The organism is Streptomyces sp. CB02980, from assembly GCF_014451325.2.
Taxonomy (GTDB): Bacteria; Actinomycetota; Actinomycetes; order Streptomycetales; family Streptomycetaceae; genus Streptomyces.
Map to the genome: position 1 here is coordinate 229,177 of NZ_JACSCH020000014.1, position 21,471 is coordinate 250,647.

The window sequence follows — 21,471 nt, forward strand, 5'->3', positions numbered from 1 at the left end:
CGGAGGTGATACCAGAGCGGGCCGGTCTGCGGGTAGGTTTGCCAACTGCGCACCGCACATGAACGGTTGACGACTACAGTGTGTGGCTGGTGATCATCGGTAGGCTCTCAGTGCACACGTCGCACACCCCCTGAAGCGCCCCTCGCAGTACCCCCGTAGTCCACTCCCGTAACTCACCCGCAGTACGCCGATTCCTGGGCACGTACGTACCAAGGACACTCATGTCGCAAGTTCGCGCACCCGCCTCGCGGTCCGATCGACGCGAGGGCGGCCGGCACGGCCGGTCAGGCGCCCGCCCCGCCCCCGGTACCGGTAGCACCCCCCCGACGCAGCCCCGCGCCTCGCACACCATGGAAGCCCGGTTACGCCCCCAGCTCCTCCGCACCTCCGTGCTTCCCGCCGTCGCGGTGGCACTGGGCGGGGCCGCGGCCGTGCTCTTCACCATCCGCTCCACCGGCGCCACCCCGACGCCCGGCCTCTGGGCCGCGCTCACCGGCGCCGCCGCGATCACGGTGGCCTCCGTGACGGCCGCCGCGCTCGGCGCCGACCGTGCCGCCAAGGCGGTCCTCGACCGCTGCAACCTCCTGCGCCGCACCAGCGCCCGCGGCCAGAGCGAACTGCAGACGATCATCGAACAGTTGCGCAGGGGAGAGGGGATTCCGCCCCGCCCCGAGCTGCCGCCCGGCACCGCCTCCGGCGACGAATTCGACCTGCTCTCCCAGGAGCTGACGCGCTCTCACGAGGCCGCCGTGGCAGCCGTCGTGCAGGCGTCCAGGCTCTCCAGCAGCGTCGGAGACGAACAGAAGGTCGAGGTCTTCGTCAACCTCGCCCGGCGCCTGCAATCCCTGGTCCACCGCGAGATCCAGCTCCTCGACGAGCTGGAGAACGAGGTCGAGGACCCGGAGCTGCTCAAGGGCCTGTTCCACGTCGACCACCTGGCCACCCGCATCCGCCGGCACGCCGAGAACCTCGCCGTGCTCGGTGGCGCCATCTCCCGCCGCCAGTGGTCGAACCCGGTCACCATCACCGAGGTGCTGCGCTCCTCCATCGCCGAGGTCGAGCAGTACCCGCGGGTCAAGCTCGTCCCCCCGATCGACGGTGCGCTCCGGGGCCATGCCGTGGCCGACGTCATCCACCTCCTCGCCGAACTCGTCGAGAACGCCACGCTGTTCTCCGCGCCGCACACCACCGTGCTGCTCCGCGCGCAGTACGTCACGGCCGGCCTCGCGATCGAGGTCGAGGACCGCGGCCTCGGCATGCCCGTCACCGAACAGGACAAGATGAACGCCCTGCTCGCCGACCCCGACCAGGTCAACGTCGCGCATCTGCTCCAGGACGGCCGCATCGGACTCTTCGTCGTCTCGGCCCTCGCCCGCCGCCACGGCATCGCCGTACGACTCCAGTCCAACATCTACGGCGGCGTCCAGGCCGTCCTGGTGCTCCCGCAGGGCCTCCTCGGAGCCGACCCCGAGGGTCTCGCCCAGCACGAGCGCCAGACCGCCGCGACCGCCGGATCCTCCGCGGTCCCGCCGGACCAGGTGCTGACGCAGCCCCAGCCGACGGCGCAGCCCCAGCCGACGGCGCAGTCGCACGTGCCGTCGCAGCCCACGCCCGCGGTCACCGCCCCGGCGACGGCCCCGGCTCCCATGACGGCTCCCATGACCGCCCCGGCACCGGCCCACGACCCGCTCAGCCACCCCCGTACCACCGAGCGGTCCCACGGCTACGCGGACTCCGGCCGGACGTCCGCGACACCGGCGCAGTCGGCCGGAGCGGAACCCCCGGGCCCGCCGGCCTCCTTCTTCTCGCCGCTCCCCCCGGCGCCCGAGGCCCATGGACGGCCCGCGCTCCCCAAGCGGCGCGCCCAGGAGCACATCGTCCCGCAGCTGCGCGACGAACCGGTGGCCCGCAAGCCCGAGGAGCACGTCCTGCACGACCCCGGCCTGATGGCCGCGTTCCAGCGCGGCATCGGTCTCGCCGAGTCCCAGCCCGCCCCCCACGAATCGCCGCGTCCAGGCGACGCGCACAAGGAGTAGACACCATGGCGAGCAGTGTGCCGACCGGCCATTCCTCGGACCTCGACTGGCTGCTGAGCGGCCTTGTCCAGCGGGTCCCGTACACCCGCAACGCCGTTCTGCTCTCCTCCGACGGCCTCGTGAAATCCGTCCACGGCCTCGACCCCGACGCCGCCGACCACATGGCGGCCCTCGCCTCCGGCCTGTACTCCCTCGGCCGCAGCGCCGGCGCCCGGTTCGGCGACGGCGGCGAGGTGCGGCAGGTGGTCGTGGAGCTCGACTCCACCCTCCTGTTCGTGTCCACGGCGGGTTCCGGCACCTGCCTGGCGGTGCTGGCCGGCCGCGAGGCGGACGCCGCGGTCCTCGGGTACGAGATGGCGATGCTCGTCAAGAGCGTCCGGCCGTACCTGGTCACCCCCGCCCGGCAGGCAGCCGGAGCGGTGGGCGGCATCGGCCAGTGAACGGGACGACCTCCCAGGAAGGGCCCTGGCTCGACGACGCGGCCGGCCGGCTGATCCGTCCGTACGCCGTCAGCGGTGGCCGGACCAGGCCGACCACCGCACTGGACCTGCTGTCCATGGTGATGGCGACCGGCTCGTCACCCCAGGCTCACATGGGTCCGGAGCACAGCGTGGCCCTCGGGCTGTGCGACGGGCCCACCTCGGTGGCCGAGATCGCGGCGCACCTACGGCTTCCCGCCGTGGTCACCAAGGTCCTGCTCTCCGACCTCGTGGACTGCGGGGCGCTCACCGCCCGCGCTCCCCGGTTCCACGCCAACCCGACCGACCGTTCCTTGCTGGAGGCAGTGCTCGATGGCCTACGACAACGGCTCTGAGCGCCACGACAGTTTCGCGACCACCGCGTTCCCCACCGCGCTCAAGATCCTGGTGGCGGGCGGCTTCGGAGTGGGCAAGACGACGCTCGTGGGCGCGGTCAGCGAGATCGAACCGCTGAGCACCGAAGAACTGCTGACCGCGGTCAGCGTCGCGACCGACAGCCTGGAGGGCGTGGAGTCCAAGACCACGACCACCGTGGCCCTGGACTTCGGCCGCATCACCCTCGACGACCGTCATGTCCTCTACCTCTTCGGCACCCCAGGCCAGGAACGCTTCTGGTTCATGTGGGACGAACTCTCCGAGGGTGCGCTCGGGGCGGTCGTCCTGGCCGACACCCGTCGGCTCCAGGAGTGCTTCGCCGCCGTGGACTTCTTCGAACGGCGGGGCCTCCGGTTCGTCGTGGCGGTCAACGAGTTCGACGGCTCCTTCCGCTACGAGCCGGACGAGGTACGGACCGCGCTCGACCTCAAGCCGGAGGTGCCGGTCGTCCTCTGCGACGCCCGGATCTCCAGCTCGGGCATCCGCACTCTGCTGACCCTCGTCCAGCATCTGCTCACCCATACCCCGGCCGCCGTGCCGAGCTACGGAGCCACGTCTTGACGTACGACCCCACCGGTCACCTCCTGCTGACCCCCATCGACAAGGACGCGCCGGCCCGTGTGCGGCGGCTGCGCGAACTCGGTCTAGGGGAGCGGCCGGAGCCGGCGTTCGACGAGTTCGCCCACCGGCTCGCGGACGTGACCGGAGTCCCGTTCTCGATGGTCAACTTCATCGACGAGAACCGGCAGTTCTTCGCCGGTCTGCACACCCCCGAGGGCACCCACTGGGGCACCCACTCGGGCGGCGGCCTGGGCGCTGCCGTCGCGGGCGCCGCCGGCGTCGGCCGCTTCATGGCCCGCGACCACGGCTACTGCCCGCACGTCGTGGTGCGCCGCAAGGCGCTCGTCCTGGAGGACGTCTGCGACTACCCGCGCTTCGCGGGGAACCCGGTCGTGGACGAGATCGGCATCCGCTCCTACATGGGGGCGCCGCTGATGGACCGCACCGGTGTCGCGCTCGGCACCATCTGCGTGGTCGACACCGACGTCCGGCCGTGGGGGCGCGCCGGGCTCGAGACGATCAAGGCGATGGCGGCGGAGCTGATGGAGCAGATCGACCGTCGCGAGGGCGGCATGCTCTGACCGTCACGACGTCGGCGGAGAGGCGCGTCACGGAGAGTGAGTGGTGCGCTTCTCGTGTGCGGCGTCTCCGGGGGCCGGGAAAGGGTTCGTGACCACCAGGGAAAGTGCGGTATTGTTCTCATGCGCGTCCAGCCGGGGGAAACCCCAGGTCAGACGGGCAGCGGGACGTGGCGCAGCTTGGTAGCGCACTTGACTGGGGGTCAAGGGGTCGCAGGTTCAAATCCTGTCGTCCCGACTTTTCGAAGTCGTAGATCAGGGGCCGTTTCAGAGCAATCTGAAACGGCCCCTTGATCGTTTTTGGGGGCCACTCGGGGATCAACTCGATGTGACCTGGCTCACGGGAACACCGGGGCGGGCCGGTCCAGTGCAGATCATGAACGTCAACTCGATGCACTCTCCCTCGTCCGTCCCGTCCCTTCCGCCCGACCCCGCCCGGGGCGTGCTGACGCCGGGCCCCCACGGCCGCCGGGGACGAGGCCGAGGGCGCCGACGGCCAGAGCCCAGAGCAGGAGCGGGAACGCGGCGACCCGCTCCATGCCGCCCATGCCCAGGCCCAGGTAGTGGCGGGAGAGGAACAGCCCGAGAGCCGTGATCGCCGTGATCCCCAGCAGGGCGGTGGCCCGTCGCAGCGGGGGCCGGACTCGATGCGCCAGGCCTGATCCGGCCAGGGCGAGGCCGATATTGCCCCCGGCCATGACGAGGAGGGCGCCCAGGACGTGCAGGTTCTCGTCGACGTCGGCGGGAGCCAGGCCGGCCAGGACGAACCCCGTGCCGGCGCCGGCCAGGAGCAGCCGGGCGAGGGTGGCGGCCGGCCCCTTGCGCCACAGGGCGTCGCCGGTCAGGACGGCACCGACGACGAGCAGCACTCCCAGGACGATGAACGAGCCGTTCATCAGGCCGTGCTCCGGGGAGCAGACGTACCGCGGTTCGGGGGCTGCCTGCAGCGCGCAACGGGCGTTCCCCAGGTCGCTGATGTTGTTCTGTGCCCAGCTGTACGGTCTCGCCCAGGCCGACTCGGCGATCCCGTGGATCACGAAGAACTGCACCACGCCGACGATCCATGCCGCGTAACCGATCCGGACCTTCATCCGTCCGCCCTCCCCCGTGTGAACCCGTACGGGCAGTCGATCACGAGGCGCCGGACCGGGGCACTCCGACGAACCCCCTGGCGCGGGGTGGGGTCCGCCCCACCCCCCGCTCTCCGTCCCGGCATTCGGCCATCGCTCCGGATCGCCGGACGGCGTATCGGTGGGATGACCGATGTGCCGGGCGCACGGGCGCGGACATAGTCCTCGGGAGATCGTTTGCGGGTGCCGCCGTGCGCCCGGTGTGTGAAAGGACCCTCTGTGGACACGTATGCGGACCTGGTGTTTCTCGACGGCCGGGTGGTCACGGTCGACGCGGAGTTCTCCGTCGCCTCGGCCCTGGCGGTGACCGGCGGGATCATCAGCGCCGTCGGCGGGCGGGACGACGTGGCGCCGCTCGTCGGACCCGACACCCGCGTCGTCGACCTGCGGGGGGCGACGCTGCTTCCCGGGATCAACGATTCCCATCTGCACGGATGCGCCTTCGGCATGGCGACGCCGCCGCTCTCCCTCGATGTCGCCCACCCCGCCGTCTCCTCCCTCACCGACGTGGCCGACGTGGTCCGGGAGACCGTCGGGCGGGTGCCGGGCGGGCAGTGGATCACGGGGCACGGCTGGGACACCGGCTACCTCGACGAGTGCGTCGCCGATCCGTCGCGGCAGCCCTCGCTCCACGACCTCGACGCCGTGAGCCCGGACCACCCCGTCGTCCTGTACTCCTTCTCCGGCCACGCCACCTGGGTCAACTCCAAGGCACTGGAGCTCATGGGGATCGACCGGCACACCGTGGCGCCGCCCGGCGGGGCCATCGTCGTGGACGAGGCCGGCGAGCCGACCGGACTGCTCCACGAGGGCGCCCAGGCCCTCGTCCAGAACGCGCTGCCCGCACTCGACCGGCAGGAGCGGACCGACGCGATCAGGTCGACCCTCGCCACACTCGCCCGGCTCGGCGTGACCAGCTACACCGAGCCCGGCCTCGGCCCCGGCGGCGACGGCATCATGCGGGGCGCGCTCGGCGGGGAGACCCTCGACGTCTACCGGCGCCTGCACGCCGACGGCGAACTGACCGCCCGCGTCGGCGTCCTCCTCCTGCCCACCGGAATGGCCGGCACCGCAGAGGAGTTCGTCCGCACTCTCACCGCCCTCGCCGACACCGGAGCCTCCGGTGACGCCGATCCGCGGCTCCTCGCGGTGCACGGCGTCAAGATCTTCGGCGACGGCATCGTCCCCAACAAGACGGCCTGGATGCACGAGCCGTACGTCGGCGGCGGCTGCGGCTCCCTCTGCGTCGGCGGCGAGACGGACGACGAGCGGACCGCCGAGATCGGGGCGATGATCCGGCACGCCCACGCCGCCGGGTACCAGCTGGGCGTCCACGTCACCGGCGACCGGGCCGGCGACACCGTCGCGGAAGCCTTCGCGGCGGCCGTGACCGAGCACCCGCGGGCCGACGCCCGCCACTACGTCATCCACGGCGACTTCCTCACCGCGCACAGCATGAAGCTCCTCGCCGCGCACGACTTCGGCGTCAACATGAACCCCACCATCAAGTGGACCGTGGCCGACATGGAGGAGGAGTTCGTCGGCACCGGACGTGCCGCGTACGCCTGGCCCTACCGCGACGCCCTCGACGCCGGTGTACGGGTCGCGAGCGGGTCCGACGCCCCCGTCACGTACCCGGACTGGCGCCAGGGCGTCGCCACCATGATGCTGCGCGAGTCGAAGGCCACCGGCCGCGTCAGTGGTCCCGAGCAGTGCATCGGCCTGGCCGAGGCGATCCGTACGTACACGATCGACGCGGCCTGGCAGGACTTCGCCGACGACTGGAAGGGCTCCCTGGAGCCGGGCAAGGTCGCCGACCTGTGCGTGCTCGACGGTGACCTGCTCACCGCCGACCCCCACGACATCCCGGAGTTGCCCGTCCTCCTCACCGTCATGGACGGGCGCGTCGTGCACGACACGCTGCGCGATTGACGTATTCCGGGCAGGTGATCATCCTGGGGGGATGGCAGCGGAGCGGAGCACGGCGGACATCCTGGACGCGGCCGTCCACGTCCGTGAGGCCGCCAGGCGCGCCACGACCGGTGCTACCGGCGTCGACGGGGTCCTGGCGGCGCTGTCCGAGGTGATGGCGTACGACCACGCCTCCCTGGCCCGGTGGGATCCGCTGCGCGGCTGCCACACCACCCTGGCCGGGAGCTACCCCGACGACGCCACGGCCTACATCGAGACCCGCCTCCACCACGACCCGGTGTTCCCCGTGCTCCGCGGCCCGGACCGGGGCGGGCTCTGGCTCAAGGACGTCCCCCGGCAGCTCCTCGCGGCGTCGCCGGGGTTCCAGGAGGTGCTGAGCCCCCTCGGGATCGAGGACGGCGTGGCCCAGTGCCTCTTCGCCGCCGACGGCCGGTACGTCGGCATGCTGAACGTCAGCACCCGCGCGCCGCTGCGCACCACCGACCCGGCGCGCGCCGTGGTCACCCTGCTCACCGAGGCCCTGTCCGCGGCCGTCGACCCCCGCGCGTGCCCGCCGCCCGAGGAGGTCGCCACCGCCCCCGACCCCGCCAGGGGCGCCCGGCGGCCGGGCGGGCTCTCGCCGCGGGAGCTCCAGGTGCTCGCCGAGCTGACCGCCGGCCGCACCAACCGGGAGATCGCCGAACGGCTGTACATCACCCCGCGCACCGTGGGTACGCACATCGAGCACATTCTCGCCAAGCTCGATCTCCCCAATCGCGCGGCCGCCGCCGCCCGGGCCGCCGCATGGGGAATCGAACCCTCGTACTGACAAGGACCCCCGCGAGCAGGGGACTTCCCACCTCCCGGCTCGTCGTCCGGTCGTGTGCGGGCCCGCATGTGTGTCGCCCCCCGAGGCGTTCGCCGTTCGGGGCAGGGCGTGTTCAGCGGCCTGCCGGGCGGACGAGGCCGATGTCGAACGCGAAGACGGCCGCCTGGGTGCGGTCGCGCAGCCCCAGCTTGACGAGGATGCGGCTCACATGGGTCTTGACGGTCTGTTCGGCCACGACGAGACGGGTCGCTATCTCCGCGTTCGACAGGCCCTGGGCGACGAGGGTCAGGACCTCGGTCTCCCGCTCCGTCAGCGCCCCCACGCGTTCCTTGAGGGGGCTGCGCGGCGTGACACTGAGCCGGGAGAACTCCGCGATCAGGCGTTTGGTGAGGTCAGGGGCGAGCAGGGCGTCACCCCGCGCCACCACTCTCACGGCCTCGGCGAGTTCGTCGGCGGAGGCGTCCTTCAGCAGGAACCCCGAGGCGCCGGCCCGCAGGGCCTCGTAGACGTACTCGTCGAGGTCGAAGGTGGTCAGGACGAGGACCTTCACGGTCGAGCCGGCGGCCGCGGTGAGGATGCGGGTGGCCTCGATGCCGCCGGTTCCGGGCATGCGGATGTCCATCAGGACGACGTCGGGCGAGAGTTCCGCGACCTTGGCCACCGCGTCGGCGCCGTCCACGGCCTGACCGACGACCTCGATGCCGGGTTCGGCGTTGAGCAGCACCGTGAACCCCTGTCTGACCATCATCTGGTCGTCCGCGATGAGGACGCGGATGGTGCCGCCGGTCATGTGCCGTCCTTGGGGGTGTCGAGGGGCAGGGTGGCGGTCACCTCGTAGCCGCCGTCCGTGGTCGGCCCGGCGACCAGCTCGCCGCCCAGCATGGCGGTGCGTTCCCGCATGCCGAGCAGGCCGTGGCCGAGTCCCGGCGACAGCGGGAGGGTGGTGGGGTCGACGGGGCGCGGGGCCGGGGCGTTGGCGATCCGGAGGGTGAGTCCGGTGGTCAGGTAGCCGGTCTCCACCCGCACCGGGGCTCCGGGCGCGTGCCGCATCGCGTTGCTGAGCGCCTCCTGGACGATGCGGTACGCGGACAGCTCGACGCCCGGCGAGAGCCGGCGGCGTTCTCCGCTGGTGGCGGTGTCGACGGACAGGCCGGCGGCCCGGACGTTGTCGAGCAGCTCGTCGAGCCGGTCCAGGGTGGGTTGCGGGGCGTGCCGCAGGGAGTCGGCCGCCGGGTCCTCCGCACGCAGGACGCCGAGGACGCGGCGCAGTTCGGTCAGCGCCTCGACGGCGTTCTGGCGGATGCCCGCCAGGTTCTCCCGCAGTTCCGCGGAGGGGTTCTCGACGAGGTGCGGGGCCACCTGTGCCTGGATGGAGATCACGGACATGTGGTGGGCGACGACGTCGTGGAGTTCACGGGCGATCCGTCCGCGCTCCTCCAGGACGGTGCGCATGGCCCGCTCCTCGGCGGTGAGGACCTCTTGTTCGACCAGTCTGTTCCGGGCCACCCGGCTCAACCGCAGGGAGGCGCCGACGACCGCCGCGATCGAGAAGGCGAGCGTGCCGGCGGCCAGCTCCTCGTTGTGGACGATGCCCGAGGGCGCGGCCACGCTGCCGAGGCCGGAGAGCACGGTGAGCAGGAGCGTGGCGGCGGTGACGAGTGGGGGGACCCGCAGCGCGAGGAGCAACACCACGAAGGTGTGCACGACGATGCCCCAGATGCTCCAGGGCCAGAGCAGGTCGGGCCCGACGGTCGCGTCGGCGATCTCGGCGGTCAGGACCAGGCTGAGCGTGGACAGCCACCAGGCCGGCACCGGTCGGCTCAGGGCGAGGACGAGGGCGGCGGCCTGGAGGACCACGAGGAGTTCGACCGGGGCGGTGAGGACGGTCATCGCCTCGCCGTACTCGGCCATCTTGGCGAAGCCAGCGAAGACGGCGAGCAGCACGAGGTGTCCGTGCGGAAGCCAGCCGAACCAGGTCTGACGGGGCAATGGGTCGCGGGCCGTCGTCCACAAGCCGCGGCGCAGTGTGCTCGGCACCCTGCGCAGGGCGGCGCCCAGCGCCCGCCCGTAACCGTCCCCCACCCGTTCCCCCTTGTCGGTCAGGTCCACCCTATGCACGCTGTACCTGCTTCCTCGCGGCGGGTCGCCCCGCCCGGGACGGACGGCGGCCGCCCGTTTCGTACGTACGGAAGACGGCGACGCACGCGAGCAGCGCGAGCCCGAACACGGGCAGCCAGGCGAGCCGTGCGAGGACCCAGCCGTATCCGTCGGGGAGGGTGTGCAGGCCGGTCAGCGGGCCGTGCCCGGTCGGCCCGGCGACGAGGAGGCCCAGCACGGTGACGGCCATCATCGCGGTCTGGTGCCACAGGAAGACCGTCATGGCACCGAGGTTGAGGAGGGCCACGGGCGCCCAGGCGGCGGGCCGGCTCAGGGTCCGGCGCAGCGGGCCGACGAGCAGGAACGCCGCGCCGCACTGGGCGATGCCGAAGGTGACGGCGGCGAGCGTGGGCGGGTTGAGGTTGGAGACGGCAGCGCCGGGCACGCCGACCATGGACGCCGGATAGCCGGCGAGGGCGACGAGGAGGACGGTGGCCGGCGCGCCCGTGATCAGCAGGGTCCATCCGGCGGGCCGTTCCCTGATGCCGTGCCGGGCCCACAGGGCGCCGAGGCAGTACGGAACGAGCCAGCCGGCCGCCACGTTCGTCCAGCCGAGCCAGTCGGGTCCGCCGAGGCCGAAGCGGACCACGTCGACGTGCAGGACGACGGCGAGCGGCCACAGCGGGTGCACCTTGGCGACCAGCGGGGTCGCCGCCGTGAGGGCGGCGAAGACCAGCAGGAACCAGAGCGGGGAGAGGACGAGCCTGCCGAGCGTGTGCACGGTCTGCCAGGGCACCCCGCCCAGGATCATCGCGAGCGCGGTGGCGGCCCACACGGCGAGGACGACGGCCAGGGGCCGGAACAGCCGGCCGAGGCGCGCGGTCAGCCAGTCGCGGTAGGACGTGCCTCGGGCGAGGGCGGCGGTGTGGCTTCCGGCGGCGGCCCGCCCGCCGACCAGGAAGAAGACGGCGAGCGTCTGGAACGCCCAGGAGACCGGGGTGAACTCGGGCAGTCGGTTCAGAGGGCTGACGGCCCGTAGGGTGCCGCTGTCGGTGGTCAGGGCGGTGACGAGCCAGTGTCCGAGGACCACGCCGAGGATGGCGAGGGCGCGCAGGGCGTCGAGGGCGCGGTCGCGGCCGGGCGGGGTGGCGGCGTCGATCCGCCGGGCGAGGTCACGCATCGGCCGGATCCCGTCCCGCGACGATCCGGGCCATGTTCCGCAGGGGTACGGAGCCGGGGCGGAGATAGTCGCTGTGGCCGCCCGTGCCGGCGTCGAAGACCCGGGCGCCGAATTCCGGGGCGACGGGGTCGGTGCCGAAGCCGAGTTCGCCGAAGGCCAGGGAGGCGCGGACGTGGGGGACATGCGCGATCCAGTCGTCGGTGCCGCGGCCGGCCCAGACGGTGGCGGTGGTGTCGAGGTCGGCGGCACGGTCGGCGCCGGTGCCGGGGCTGCCGTAGAGCACGAGGTCGGCGACGGGGAGGCGGTCGGCGGCCTCGGCGCAGACGACGGAGCCGTACGAGTGGCACAGCAGCGTCAGGCGCGCCCGCGGTGCGGCGGTGGCCAGTTCACGCACGAAGGAGGCGAGGAGCGGGGCGGCCTCCTCGGCGCGACCGGAGGTCGTCGCGGCGGCGCTGAGGGTGGCGGGGGTGCGGTAGCCGAGCCAGGCGAGGACGGCCGTCCCGCGGCCCAGTTCGCGCTGCAGCGCGGCGGCTCCGGACCGGAAGCGGTGGCTGTCGAGCCGGGTGTCCGAGCCGGGCACGAGGACGGCTATCCGGGTGGCGCCCACGAGGTCGCCGAACACCTCGGCGCTGCGGCCGCCGTCTCGGCCGTCGAAGGAGAGGAGTCGGTGGTCCTCCCCGGCCATGGCCCGCAGGGTGGCGGCGCGTCCGTGGTCGCCGTGGGCCTCGGCCATGGCCTCGGCGGCCCGGACGGCGGAGCGGTTGGCGGCGTACCGCGCGGCGAGTTCGCCGGGCGCGGCGAGCGACAGGGGAGCGAGCGGGGCGGGGACGGGCGCGGGCACGGCGGCCGGGCCGGCCGCACCGACGGTGGGCACCGCCACCGAGGCGGCGACGAGGGCGGCGAGCAGGGGGCGGCGCAGGCGGCGGCTGCGCGGGTGGGACGCCATGGCGTGGTCCTTCCGTACCGGGGTGTTTCTCGAATCCGGTGCCGAACCTATGGATCACGCGCGGTAATCGACGTCCCGCCAGGGGGGACACCTGCCGCGTAGCTCTGGAGTACTACGGGTACGGGGCCGTCACGGCCGCACGGCGTCACCGCCCGAGGGTGGTGACGCCGTGCGGGGTGTGAACGGTGGAACGTCTAGCGGGGCGGCGTCACTTGCCGAGCCACGCGTTGTGGAGGGTCAGCGTCGACGTGTTGCCCTGCTTGTCCTTGACCACGGCGGAGAGCGAGATCCCGCTGTCCTTCGCAGGACTCTTCACGGAGATCGCGCCGTTCCGGACCTGCACGCGCTGCCAGGTCTTCCCGTTGTCATAACTCACGGAGATCGCAAGGGACTTGAGGTTCTTGCCGGCCGCGGAGCCCTGCACGGTCACCGGGACGACGACCGGAGCGTGCTCCGGGGCGCGGGAGGTGAGGTCGACGGGGGCGGAGAAGCGGACCGTGGACACCGGCAGCGCGGTGGTGGCCGTGACCTGCTTCGAGCGGAACGTGAAGCTGGTGTCGACCCGGGTGGAGGCTGCGGCGAGCTGTGTCGAGCGCTCCACGGAGGTCACCAGCCGGTACTCGGCGTCGGAGCCGTCGACCGTGAAGGGCTGCGAACCGGTCAGCGGGTCGTCGTTCTCGGCGACCTTGACGCCGTCGCGGTACAGCGTCGACGTGGCCGAGGTGGACGGGGAGTACCCCGGGTGACCCTTGCCGTCGGCGAACAGCGGCAGCGAGCCGACGAGCTGCTGCTCGCCCGTCGCCGGGTCGGGAGCGGTGCGGAACACGCCCGCGCTCCCGCCCAGGAGCGGGCCGAAGACACCCGTGTTGAACATCTCCCGGTACGTCCGGCCGGCTTCGTAACGCTTCGGCTCGGCCATCTCCCAGCTGCCCTCGAAGGCCGGGTAGCCCCACTTGTCGGGCTCGCCCGCCTGGTCGAACCTGGTGAGCCACTCGACGTCGTCGGCGGTGGAGACGTAGAAGGTGCGCGTGCCCGGCGCCGGCTGCGGGTCGAAGAAGCCGTTGCCCTCCGGCGCGCCCGGGATGCGGGCGAAGGGGGAGACGTTGGCGGACTTCCCGGGTGCGGACGCACCGAGGCCGACCTTGAGCGTGGCCAGCTCGTTCGCCTTCACGTGCTTGGTGTAGCCGGTCGAGACCTTGTTCGTCCTGCCGCCGAAGGCCACCGAGTACTGGCTGGTGGCGTCCTTGAGGAAGTGCGCGTCCCAGGTCTGCAGCAGCGAGCCGTCGGTGACGGCCGGACCCATGTGGGCGGTACGGAATCCGGCGAAGCTCCTGAGGACCCAGCCGTTGCCGACGCGGCCGATGTCGGTGCCGCCGAGCTCGTAGTACGTGCCTCCGAGGTCCACCGAGTCGATGCCGGGCACGGTGAGGTCCACCGGCTTGGTGGTGCGTGCGTCGGCGGTGACGGTGGTGTCGCCGGAGATCTCCAGCTTCGGCTGGGCGATCCAGTCGGTGCCCTTGGTGTAGTCCGACGGGTCCTGGTAGACGGCCGTGTTGAGGGTGTACGTGCCCTTGGGGACCCGGATGGTGTGGCTGCCCGGTTCGTTGCCGATACGGGTCACGAGGCCGGCCCCGGCCCCGGCGACGCCGATCAGGGTGCTGTCGAAGTTCTGGGCGTCGGCGCCGTCGCGGCCGACGGCCCGGAGCGTGATGTCGTACGACTCCGCCTCGCGGACGGCCACCGCGGCCGTGCGGACGGACTGGCCCGCGGCGGTGGCGGTGACGTAGCCCGAGTAGCTGCCGTCGGCGTCTCCGATCCGGGTGTCGGCGGTCAGGTCGACCTCGGCCCGGCCGCCGGCGGGCACGGTCACCTTGTCGGCGCCGAGCGTGAGGAATCCGGCCGGGGCCGGCTTGCCGTTCGGGTCGAGCGCGGCCACCGACAGGTCGAGGGTGACGTCGGTGGTCCCGAGGTTGCGGTAGGCGACCTTCCGGGTCAGGGGCCGGTCGTCGGCGTGCGGCCACTGCGCCGTGCCGAAGTTCAGCGAGACCGGATCGGCGATGACGCTCTGGGCCAGCGCCTTGTCGACCTGGACGCGGCCGGAGCCCTGCTGGAAGGCGGTGTAGTCGCCGCCCTTGGCGGACGCGGTCAGCGCGCCCTTGAGCTCGGTGGACTTCCAGTCCGGATGACGCTGCTTCAGGATCGCCGCCGCGCCCGCGACGTGCGGGGTGGCCATGGAGGTGCCGTCGATCTGCAGATACCCCGGAGCGGGGTGCGGGGTGCCGGGGCGCGTGTCGATCTCGCTGCCGGACGCTGCGGCCGCGGCGATGGCCACGCCGGGCGCGGTCACGTCCGGCTTGACGGCGCCGTCACCTACGCGCGGGCCGGTGCTGGAGAAGGCCGCGAGGCGGTCGTCCTTGTCGACGGCGCCGACGGTCAGCGCGGCGTCAGCGCTGCCCGGCGAGCCCACCGTCGAGGCGCCGCCCTCGCCCTCGTTGCCCGCGGCTATCGCGAACAGGATCCCCTTCTCGGCGGACAGCCGGTCGACCGCCGCCTCCAGCGGGTCGACGCCGGGGCTGTCGGGGCCGCCGAGGCTGAGGTTGACCACGTCCGCGCCCTCGGCGGCGGCCCACTCCATGCCGGCGAGGACGGCGGAGTCGTCGCCGAAGCCGTTGTCGTCGAGGACCTTGCCGCTGATCACCTTGGCGCCGGGGGCGACGCCCTTGAACCGGCCGCCGGACTTGGCGCCCGTACCCGCGGCGATCGAGGCGACGTGGGTGCCGTGTCCGACGCGGTCCACGGCGTCGGGGGAGGCGGAGAAGTTCTTCTCGCCGACGACCTGGGTGCTGAGGTCGTCATGGGTCTTGTCGACGCCGGTGTCGAGGACGGCGATCTTGACGCCCGTGCCGTCGTACCCGGACTCCCACGCCTTGTCGGCGCCGATCTGCCGGACACTGCGGTCCAGGCTCGCGGCCCGCACCCCGTCCAGCCACACCGTGCCGATGCCGGAGGCGGTGGCCCGCAGGCCGCTGCTCCGCCGGTCGGTCAGCGCGTCCCACACCTTGGCGACGTCGTCCGGGGAGGTACGGATGGCGTCGGCGTTGAGGGTCGGGAACGTCCGCCGCAGCTGGGTGTCGCCGGCCGCACGCACCTCGGCCCGTGCGGCACCGGCACCCCCCTCGTACTGCACGATCAGATTGAGCCCGTCCCGGTGGCTCTCGCGCAGCCGCGCGTCGGTGAGCACATCGAGGTCGAAGAGCCGCTGGTCGAGTCGGCCGGCGGCTATCAGGGGCTGCGCGTCGCTGGGCACGACCAGCGTGCGGTCCTTGATGCGCTGCACCTGTACGGGTATGTGCTCACGGCCTCGGGCGGCCTCGAAGCCCACCATCCGGCCCTTGGCGTTCACCACCACGCGGTCGCCGGTGACGAGCGGGATCCGCTGGTCGCCGCCGGGGCGCGGGGTGTCGGACGTGGCCGTCGCGGGGCCGGTCATGCCTGCTACCAGGGCCACGGACGTGGCCGCTGCGATGGTGAAGGCGCGTGTTCTCTTCACGTGTGCGCGCAAGTCTCCCCCAGGAGCTTGGGATGAGGTCGAGTGGTCGGTTCCGGCCGGGACGCAACGACGCCCGCCGACCGGTCAGCGCAGTATGTGAGCTGATCAACGGCGGGGCGGGCGTGGGGCATTGAGCTGCGTGGTTTCCGGCCATCCGGAGGGCCCCGAGTTCGATGGGGCCACGACGGCTCCGTGACGGCACTGTGACGACCGGGCGATCCTTGTGCGACACCGGTGCCCCCGAACCCCCCGCATCGCAGTCCCCGCCGACCTTCCGGGGCTGCCGCAGGCGCGGTCGGAGCGGGTCCCTCCCCTTGGCCGTATCCGCACCCCGAGGGAAGGGCCTTCCCTCGGGGCACGGGAACCGACCCGGCGGCGCGCGGTCGCCGGGAGGGGCTGTCGCCGCGGTGCGGCGCGGGTCAGCCGAAGTCGGGGATCGGGTGGTTCGGGGCGAGGGCCGCGGCGATGCGCTGGGCGATGGTGTGGGCGCTGTGGCCGGCCTGGGCGGTGGGGCCGTTCGTGGTCGAGACGGCGATGGCCAGGCGCTTCGACGGAAGGTAGGCCTGGGAGGCGGAGTAGCCGAAGAACAGCGGGTGTTGTGCGATCCAGTCGCCCAGGATCAGCACGCCCATGCCGTAGTGGGTGGCTTCGGTGTTCGGGAGGCAGACCGTCGCGGGGCACGTCTTGGTCGCGTGGCCCAGGCCGACCGTTCCCGGGTTCAGGAGTTCCTGGTACGAGGCCGGGGACACCAGCTCTCCCGAGCCGATGCCTGCGGCCGAGCGGGCCAGGTCGCAGATGTCGGTGGTCTGCACCGCGCCGGGGGCCGTGGTCCACGAGGGGTTCCAGAAGGTGGACTCCTCGTACGTCCCCCGCTCGGCGGTGAAGGCGTGCAGAACGGGCTCGGGGATCTCGGGCGTGAAGCTGTTGCGGGTCTCGCGCAGTCCGAGCGGGCGCAGGACCTCGTGCCGGAGCAGGACGTCGAGGCGGGTCCCGGTGATCTTCTCCAGGGCGGCGCCGAGCAGGACGAAGTTCGCGTGCGAGTAACTCCAGTTGGTGCCCGGCTCGTACCACCGCGGCTTGCTCGTCGAGATGGCGACCAGTTCCTTGGCCGTCCACCGGCGGAACGGGTTCGCGTAGACGCTCTCGCCGAACCCGGCGGCGGTGACGTAGTCGACGAGCCCGGTGGTGGAGGCGGCCAGCATCCGCAGGGTGATCCTGTCGCCGTCCTTGAGGTCCGGCAGCCAGCGCGACACGGGGTCGTCGAGACGGACCCTGCCCTGGTCGACCAGGCGCAGCAGCGCGGTGCCCAGGTAGCTGATCGCGATGTTGCCGTTCCGGAAGTGCATGGCGGGGGTGGCCGGCACGCCCGTCATCGACTCGCCGAGCGCGGTGGTGACGACCTCGCGGTCGCCGGCCGTGACCCGCACGATCACGGACTTGAGGTCCATCTCCGCCGTGGCCCGCTCGGCGATCCGGAGGACGTCGCGGGCCGGTCCGCGGTCGGGAAGCCGGGAGGCGACGCAGGGTCGGCGGTCGTGGCCGTCGCCGCCGGTGGGGCCGCCGACGGCCGTGACCGGGGAGCCGAGCGCGAGGAGTGCGGCGAGCGCGGTGACCGCGGCGACGCGGGACCGGAAGGGGGAACGGGCTGATCTCATGGCGGGAGTATTGGCCGCGGTCTACCCGCCCGCCGGTGGAGGCGCCGCCGACCCGCGCTGATGTCACCCGTCAGGCCCGCCCGCGCGGGCCTGCCCCGAGGACGGTGGGATCGTGGTCCCCGTCTCCCTCTCCGCCTCAGCTCCGGGGGGTGTCGGGGCCCGCGGGCGCGTCCGTGCCCGTGGCCGCGTCCGCGCCGGCCGTCAGCCAGGAGCCGATTCCAGGGAGCGCCTCCGGCCCGCTCTCGCCCTCCACCGTCGCGACGAGATCAGCGATCGTGGTGCCCGCGAGCGAGGCCCTCCACGCGGCTTCCGCGGCTCCCATCGCGCGGGCGACGGGGCAGGCCCTCGTGCACTTCTCCGGTGGGGTCGCCAGCGGTCCCCGCTGCCGGATCTCGGTGCAGACGAACGCCGGCTCGGGCCCGTCGACGGCCTGTACGACGTCGAGCAGGGTGATCTCGGCGGCCTCTCTGGTCAGCACGTATCCGCCGGTCTTCCCCTGGACGGAGCGCACAAGACCGGCCCGTGACAGTGCCTGCATCTGCTTGGCCAGGTAGCTCGGCGACACGTCGTGCAGCTCCGCGAGGCGGGCCGCCGGCACCGGTCGGCTCGCGGCCGTGAGCACCACACAGCAGTGGAGCGCCCACTCCACACCACCGGACAGTTTCATGTCGCCTCCCCATTTGACTCGGACACATACTATCCGAGTATCATCTCGGACATCGGGTATCCGAGTTTGCGTCCCAGGGGCCCCGCCGGGTCCGCGAAGGAAGGCACACCATGAAGATCACCGTCATCGGCGGCACCGGCCTCATCGGCTCCCAGGTCGTCGCCCTGCTCCAGAAGGCCGGCCACGACGTGGTCGCGGCCTCCCTCTCCTCGGGGGTCGACCTGCTCACCGGCGCAGGCCTGGACGAGGCGCTCGCCGGCGCCCACACGGTCATCAACGTCAGCAACTCCCCGACCTTCGACGACCAGTCGCTCGACTTCTTCCGCACCACCGTGACCAACCTGCTCGGCGCGGGCGAGCGCGCGGGCGTGCGCCACCAGGTCGCGCTGTCGATCGTCGGCGTGGACCAGGTCCCCGACCTGGACTACTACCGGGCCAAGGTGCTCCAGGAGGACCTGCTGCGCGACGGCCCCACGCCGTACTCGATCGTCCGCGCCACGCAGTTCTTCGAGTTCATGGACGCCGTGATGTCCTGGACGGCGACCGACGGCGAAGTCCGGCTCCCCGCCACCCCGCTGCAGCCGATCGCGTCCGCGGACGTGGCCGCCGCCCTCGCCGACGTCGCCGTCGGGGAGCCGCTGAACGGCACGCTCGACGTCGCCGGACCCGACGCCCTCGCGCTGGACGAGATCGGCCGGATCACCCTGGCCGCCCGCGGTGACGACCGCCCCGTCGTCGCCGACGACCAGGCGGGCATGTTCGCCGCCGTCCGCGGCGACGTCCTCACCCCGGGGCCGGGTGCGCGTCTGGCCCCCACCCACTACCGCGACTGGCTGAGCGCCTCGCTGGCCGGCTGATCGCTCTCGTCCTCGCCGTCGGGGGCGGCGGTTCGGTGGGCCGGCGGTTCGGCCCGGGCCGCCCTAGTTGAACGGGTCGAGCGTGACGTACGCCTGCTGCGGGTTGCCGTCGTGCACCAGCGACTCGTGCGCGCCGACGTCGTCGAAGGCGAAGCCGTACGCCTTGCCGTCGGCCATCTGGGCATGGATCTTGCGGGAGTAGTGGTTGGTCACCGCGTCCTTGTAGAAGTCGGCCGAGGACGTGTCCGGCTGGTTCGGGTTCGTCAGCAGGGTGGAGCGGTTGTAACCCGCGCAGAGCGTACGGGAGATGGGGCCTCGCACCTGGTCGTTGGGGGCGTCGAGGTGCTTGTAGCAGCCGAAGACGCTGTCCGAGTCGGGCTTCTGGAACGAGGTGACGACGGCCCCGGACGTGTTGGTGAAGTTCATGACGTTTCCGGAGACCCGGCCGAAGTACTTCACGGAGGGCTGGTTCGCGAACGGCGTCACGGTCAGGGTCGACGAGGCGTACTTGGTCCAGACGCGGTTGATGTAGTCGTTCATCACCCCCGAGGGCAAGGCGCCGGCCTCGACGCCGTGGCCCGGGGCCAGGGCGCGCAGCACGGTGCCGTCGGCGCGGGTCTGGATGAGGTCGGCCCAGCCGCCGGGCTGGCCGCGCAGGGCGTCGTAGAAGCCCCGGTAGCCGCCGGGCTTGAGGCGGCCGGTGTTCGCGACGGTGCCGTCGGGGCGCTTCACGCCGACGGCGTAGGGCGCCGAGACCATGTCGACCTGGGTGCTGTTGATCCAGAGGCCCGCGTCGTTGAGCGTGTACTCGGACCAGTTGAAGAGGATGTTCCTGTTGGGGTCGCTCGGGTTCTGGACCGCGGGCTGTACGAGGCCGCCCGTCGCCAGCTTGAACACCAGCTTCTGTCCGTAGCTGAAGTAGATCCGGCCCGAGAACTTCGGCAGCCGGACCGTCATCGACCCGCCGTTGGCGGGACCGGCGATGGCGGCGTCCGGCGCGGGAACGGGGACGGAGCCCCCGGCCGGCCAGGGGTGGAAGGTGCCGTTCGCGTCGGCCCAGCCCTGCCGGCCCGTCGAGAGCTCGGTGCCGAGGTTGTAGACGTAGACCTGTTCGCCGCGGCCGGAGTTGTTCGTGAAGGTGAGCGGAATGGTCGCGGGGACGGCGGCCTGGACGGTCTCGGACGGGCCGGCGATGGTGACGACGGTGCCGATCGACGCGGCGGCGGCCAGGGTCACGAGTGCGACGCGGCTGTGCCTGCGCCTGCGGTGTGCGGACACGTGGGGCTCCTCGGAGGTGGGGACTCCGTGTGGGGGGAATCCGTGGGTGGGTGGGGCTTTGGGTCTTGAGGGGTGAGTGGGGCTTTGAGTCCTGAGCAGATTGAGAGCGCTCTCAAGAATGGTGAGAGTGAGATGGACCTGTCAATGGTTGTGGGTGGGGCGGTGCGGGCCGGCGGTGGGTGCGGGTCGGGTGCGGGGCGAGTTCGGAGCGCCCGATCGGCGCAGGCGCGGCGCGCCTCGGCCGTGGGAGTGGTGGTCCGTGGAGGATCGACGGGAGGCGGCCGCGGTGTGCCGGTGTCCAGATGTCGGCGGTGCTCCCCGGCCGCCCGGAACCGCCCCACCACCTGAAGAGATCCCGTCATGACACTGTTCGAGGACCCGCTGTTCCCGTGCCTTGCCGACCGGGCTCCGGAGCGCGGCGAGGCCGGCTCCCGCCCCGTCACTCCGGTGACGGCGTGACCGCCGCCCCGCGCGGGGACGCGCCGGATGAAGGCCGCTACGGCGAGGCCGTGTTCCCTCCCGAACGGGCGGGCGAGGGTGAGCGCATCGACTTCGGCGCGCTCGCCTACGACGACATCACCATGGCGCGATTCCGTGCGCTCGGGGTCGGTCCGGGGTGGCGGTGCCTCGATGTGGGTGCGGGCACGGGCACCGTCTCCCGTCGGCTGCTCGACGAGACCGGGGTGACGGGCGTGCTCGCCGTGGACCGCGACGTACGCTTTCTCGTCGAGCGCCCTGTGACCGGCCTCGATGTCATCGAGGCGGACGTCACCGACCCGGACTTCGACCCCGGACGGTTCCGGCTCGTCCATGCGCGTTTCGTGCTCATGCACCTTCCCGAGCGTGACCGTGTGATCAGTCGGCTGGCCGAACTCGTCGAACCCGGCGGTGTGTTGGTGCTGAGTGACGCGGTGGACCTGACGAGCGACCGGGCGCCCGGCACTCCGTACACCACGGTGATGCGGGCGATGTGGCAGGCGCTGAGGGAGACCATCGGCACCGACGTCTCCTGGGTGCCGTCGTATCCGCAGCTGCTCCGTGGCGCGGGCCTCGGGTCCGTCGCCGCCGAGATCCATGTACCGCCGCTACTGGTAGGGAGCCCGATCAGCCGCTTCTGGGCGGACACCTGGGAGCGGAGCAGGGTTCCGATGCTGGCGACGGGTCTGGTCGACGACGCGGCCGTCGACGCGGCGATCCGTTACCTGGGATCCGACGAATGCGCCGCGCTGTCGGCAGGCATGCTCACGGCCTGGGGCCGGAAACCGGGGGAGAGCCCGTAACCGTCGATCCACCGCGGCCGGCTGCGCCCGGAGGGCGAACGCCCCCTGAGAGAAAGGCACGT

Annotated in this window: 18 protein-coding genes and 1 tRNA gene; 10 read left to right on the plus strand and 9 right to left on the minus strand. The window is 72.4% G+C overall.

The window, feature by feature from the left end:
* The first annotated feature begins 221 nt into the window (after positions 1–221).
* The 6 genes from E0F75_RS27570 to E0F75_RS27595 all read left to right on the plus strand — a co-directional run bounded on the left by E0F75_RS27570 (position 222) and on the right by E0F75_RS27595 (position 4,267).
* A complete protein-coding gene (locus E0F75_RS27570; protein WP_229313646.1) occupies positions 222–2,036 on the plus strand; it encodes a sensor histidine kinase KdpD in 1,815 nt (604 codons plus the stop codon).
* A gap of 5 nt (positions 2,037–2,041) precedes the next feature.
* On the plus strand, positions 2,042–2,476 hold the full coding sequence (locus E0F75_RS27575) for a roadblock/LC7 domain-containing protein (protein WP_229313647.1): 435 nt from the start codon (positions 2,042–2,044) through the stop codon (positions 2,474–2,476).
* Positions 2,473–2,850: a DUF742 domain-containing protein gene (locus E0F75_RS27580; RefSeq protein ID WP_229313648.1), complete on the plus strand. Its 378-nt coding sequence runs from the start codon at positions 2,473–2,475 to the stop codon at positions 2,848–2,850. The genes E0F75_RS27575 and E0F75_RS27580 overlap by 4 nt, the downstream gene beginning before the upstream one ends.
* Complete coding sequence (locus tag E0F75_RS27585; protein WP_229313649.1) at positions 2,828–3,451, plus strand: ATP/GTP-binding protein; 624 nt, start codon at positions 2,828–2,830, stop codon at positions 3,449–3,451. Before E0F75_RS27580 ends, E0F75_RS27585 begins: the two co-directional genes overlap by 23 nt.
* Positions 3,448–4,032 carry a GAF domain-containing protein gene (locus tag E0F75_RS27590; protein ID WP_229313650.1) on the plus strand — a complete coding sequence of 195 codons (585 nt, stop codon included), beginning with the start codon at positions 3,448–3,450 and terminating at the stop codon, positions 4,030–4,032. The genes E0F75_RS27585 and E0F75_RS27590 overlap by 4 nt, the downstream gene beginning before the upstream one ends.
* A gap of 161 nt (positions 4,033–4,193) precedes the next feature.
* Positions 4,194–4,267 (plus strand) — tRNA-Pro (locus tag E0F75_RS27595).
* 145 nt (positions 4,268–4,412) lie between these two features.
* Here the strand turns inward: E0F75_RS27595 and E0F75_RS27600 are convergent.
* A complete protein-coding gene (locus E0F75_RS27600; RefSeq protein WP_229313651.1) occupies positions 4,413–5,120 on the minus strand; it encodes a DUF998 domain-containing protein in 708 nt (235 codons plus the stop codon).
* 258 nt (positions 5,121–5,378) lie between these two features.
* Between E0F75_RS27600 and E0F75_RS27605 the strand changes: the two genes are divergently transcribed.
* Positions 5,379–7,091: an amidohydrolase gene (locus tag E0F75_RS27605; protein WP_229313652.1), complete on the plus strand. Its 1,713-nt coding sequence runs from the start codon at positions 5,379–5,381 to the stop codon at positions 7,089–7,091.
* Between the two features lie 31 nt (positions 7,092–7,122).
* Positions 7,123–7,899, plus strand: a complete 777-nt coding sequence (locus E0F75_RS27610; protein ID WP_229313653.1) for a LuxR family transcriptional regulator — start codon at positions 7,123–7,125, stop codon at positions 7,897–7,899.
* 112 nt (positions 7,900–8,011) lie between these two features.
* On the opposite strand, the gene E0F75_RS27615 is transcribed toward E0F75_RS27610, so the two are convergent.
* From E0F75_RS27615 to E0F75_RS27645, 7 genes are all read right to left on the minus strand, one after another.
* Positions 8,012–8,689 (minus strand): response regulator transcription factor, encoded by a 678-nt coding sequence (locus tag E0F75_RS27615; RefSeq protein WP_229313654.1) that lies wholly within the window; start codon positions 8,687–8,689, stop codon positions 8,012–8,014.
* Positions 8,686–10,008 carry a sensor histidine kinase gene (locus tag E0F75_RS27620; protein WP_308189613.1) on the minus strand — a complete coding sequence of 441 codons (1,323 nt, stop codon included), beginning with the start codon at positions 10,006–10,008 and terminating at the stop codon, positions 8,686–8,688. The genes E0F75_RS27615 and E0F75_RS27620 overlap by 4 nt, the downstream gene beginning before the upstream one ends.
* A gap of 1 nt (position 10,009) precedes the next feature.
* Positions 10,010–11,176, minus strand: coding sequence for an acyltransferase (locus E0F75_RS27625; protein ID WP_229313655.1), 1,167 nt, complete (start codon positions 11,174–11,176; stop codon positions 10,010–10,012).
* Complete coding sequence (locus tag E0F75_RS27630; protein WP_229313656.1) at positions 11,169–12,122, minus strand: alpha/beta hydrolase; 954 nt, start codon at positions 12,120–12,122, stop codon at positions 11,169–11,171. The genes E0F75_RS27625 and E0F75_RS27630 overlap by 8 nt, the downstream gene beginning before the upstream one ends.
* Positions 12,123–12,330: 208 nt before the next feature.
* Positions 12,331–15,672 carry a S8 family serine peptidase gene (locus E0F75_RS27635; protein WP_374115438.1) on the minus strand — a complete coding sequence of 1,114 codons (3,342 nt, stop codon included), beginning with the start codon at positions 15,670–15,672 and terminating at the stop codon, positions 12,331–12,333.
* 419 nt (positions 15,673–16,091) lie between these two features.
* Positions 16,092–17,327: a serine hydrolase gene (locus E0F75_RS27640; protein WP_229313657.1), complete on the minus strand. Its 1,236-nt coding sequence runs from the start codon at positions 17,325–17,327 to the stop codon at positions 16,092–16,094.
* 136 nt (positions 17,328–17,463) lie between these two features.
* The gene (locus E0F75_RS27645) at positions 17,464–17,994 is read right to left on the minus strand and encodes an Rrf2 family transcriptional regulator (RefSeq protein ID WP_229313658.1); all 531 of its coding nucleotides are present in this window, start codon (positions 17,992–17,994) and stop codon (positions 17,464–17,466) included.
* Positions 17,995–18,104: 110 nt separating this feature from the next.
* On the opposite strand from E0F75_RS27645, the gene E0F75_RS27650 reads away from it, so the two are divergent.
* Entirely contained in the window at positions 18,105–18,851 is a 747-nt protein-coding gene (locus E0F75_RS27650) for an SDR family oxidoreductase (RefSeq protein ID WP_229313659.1), read from the plus strand.
* Between the two features lie 63 nt (positions 18,852–18,914).
* Here E0F75_RS27650 and E0F75_RS27655 read toward each other — a convergent pair whose 3' ends face one another.
* Positions 18,915–20,087, minus strand: coding sequence for a glycoside hydrolase family 64 protein (locus E0F75_RS27655; RefSeq protein WP_374115440.1), 1,173 nt, complete (start codon positions 20,085–20,087; stop codon positions 18,915–18,917).
* Positions 20,088–20,584: 497 nt separating this feature from the next.
* Here E0F75_RS27655 and E0F75_RS27660 point away from each other — a divergent pair, with 497 nt between their 5' ends.
* The gene (locus E0F75_RS27660) at positions 20,585–21,409 is read left to right on the plus strand and encodes a class I SAM-dependent methyltransferase (protein ID WP_229313660.1); all 825 of its coding nucleotides are present in this window, start codon (positions 20,585–20,587) and stop codon (positions 21,407–21,409) included.
* Positions 21,410–21,471: the final 62 nt, after the last annotated feature.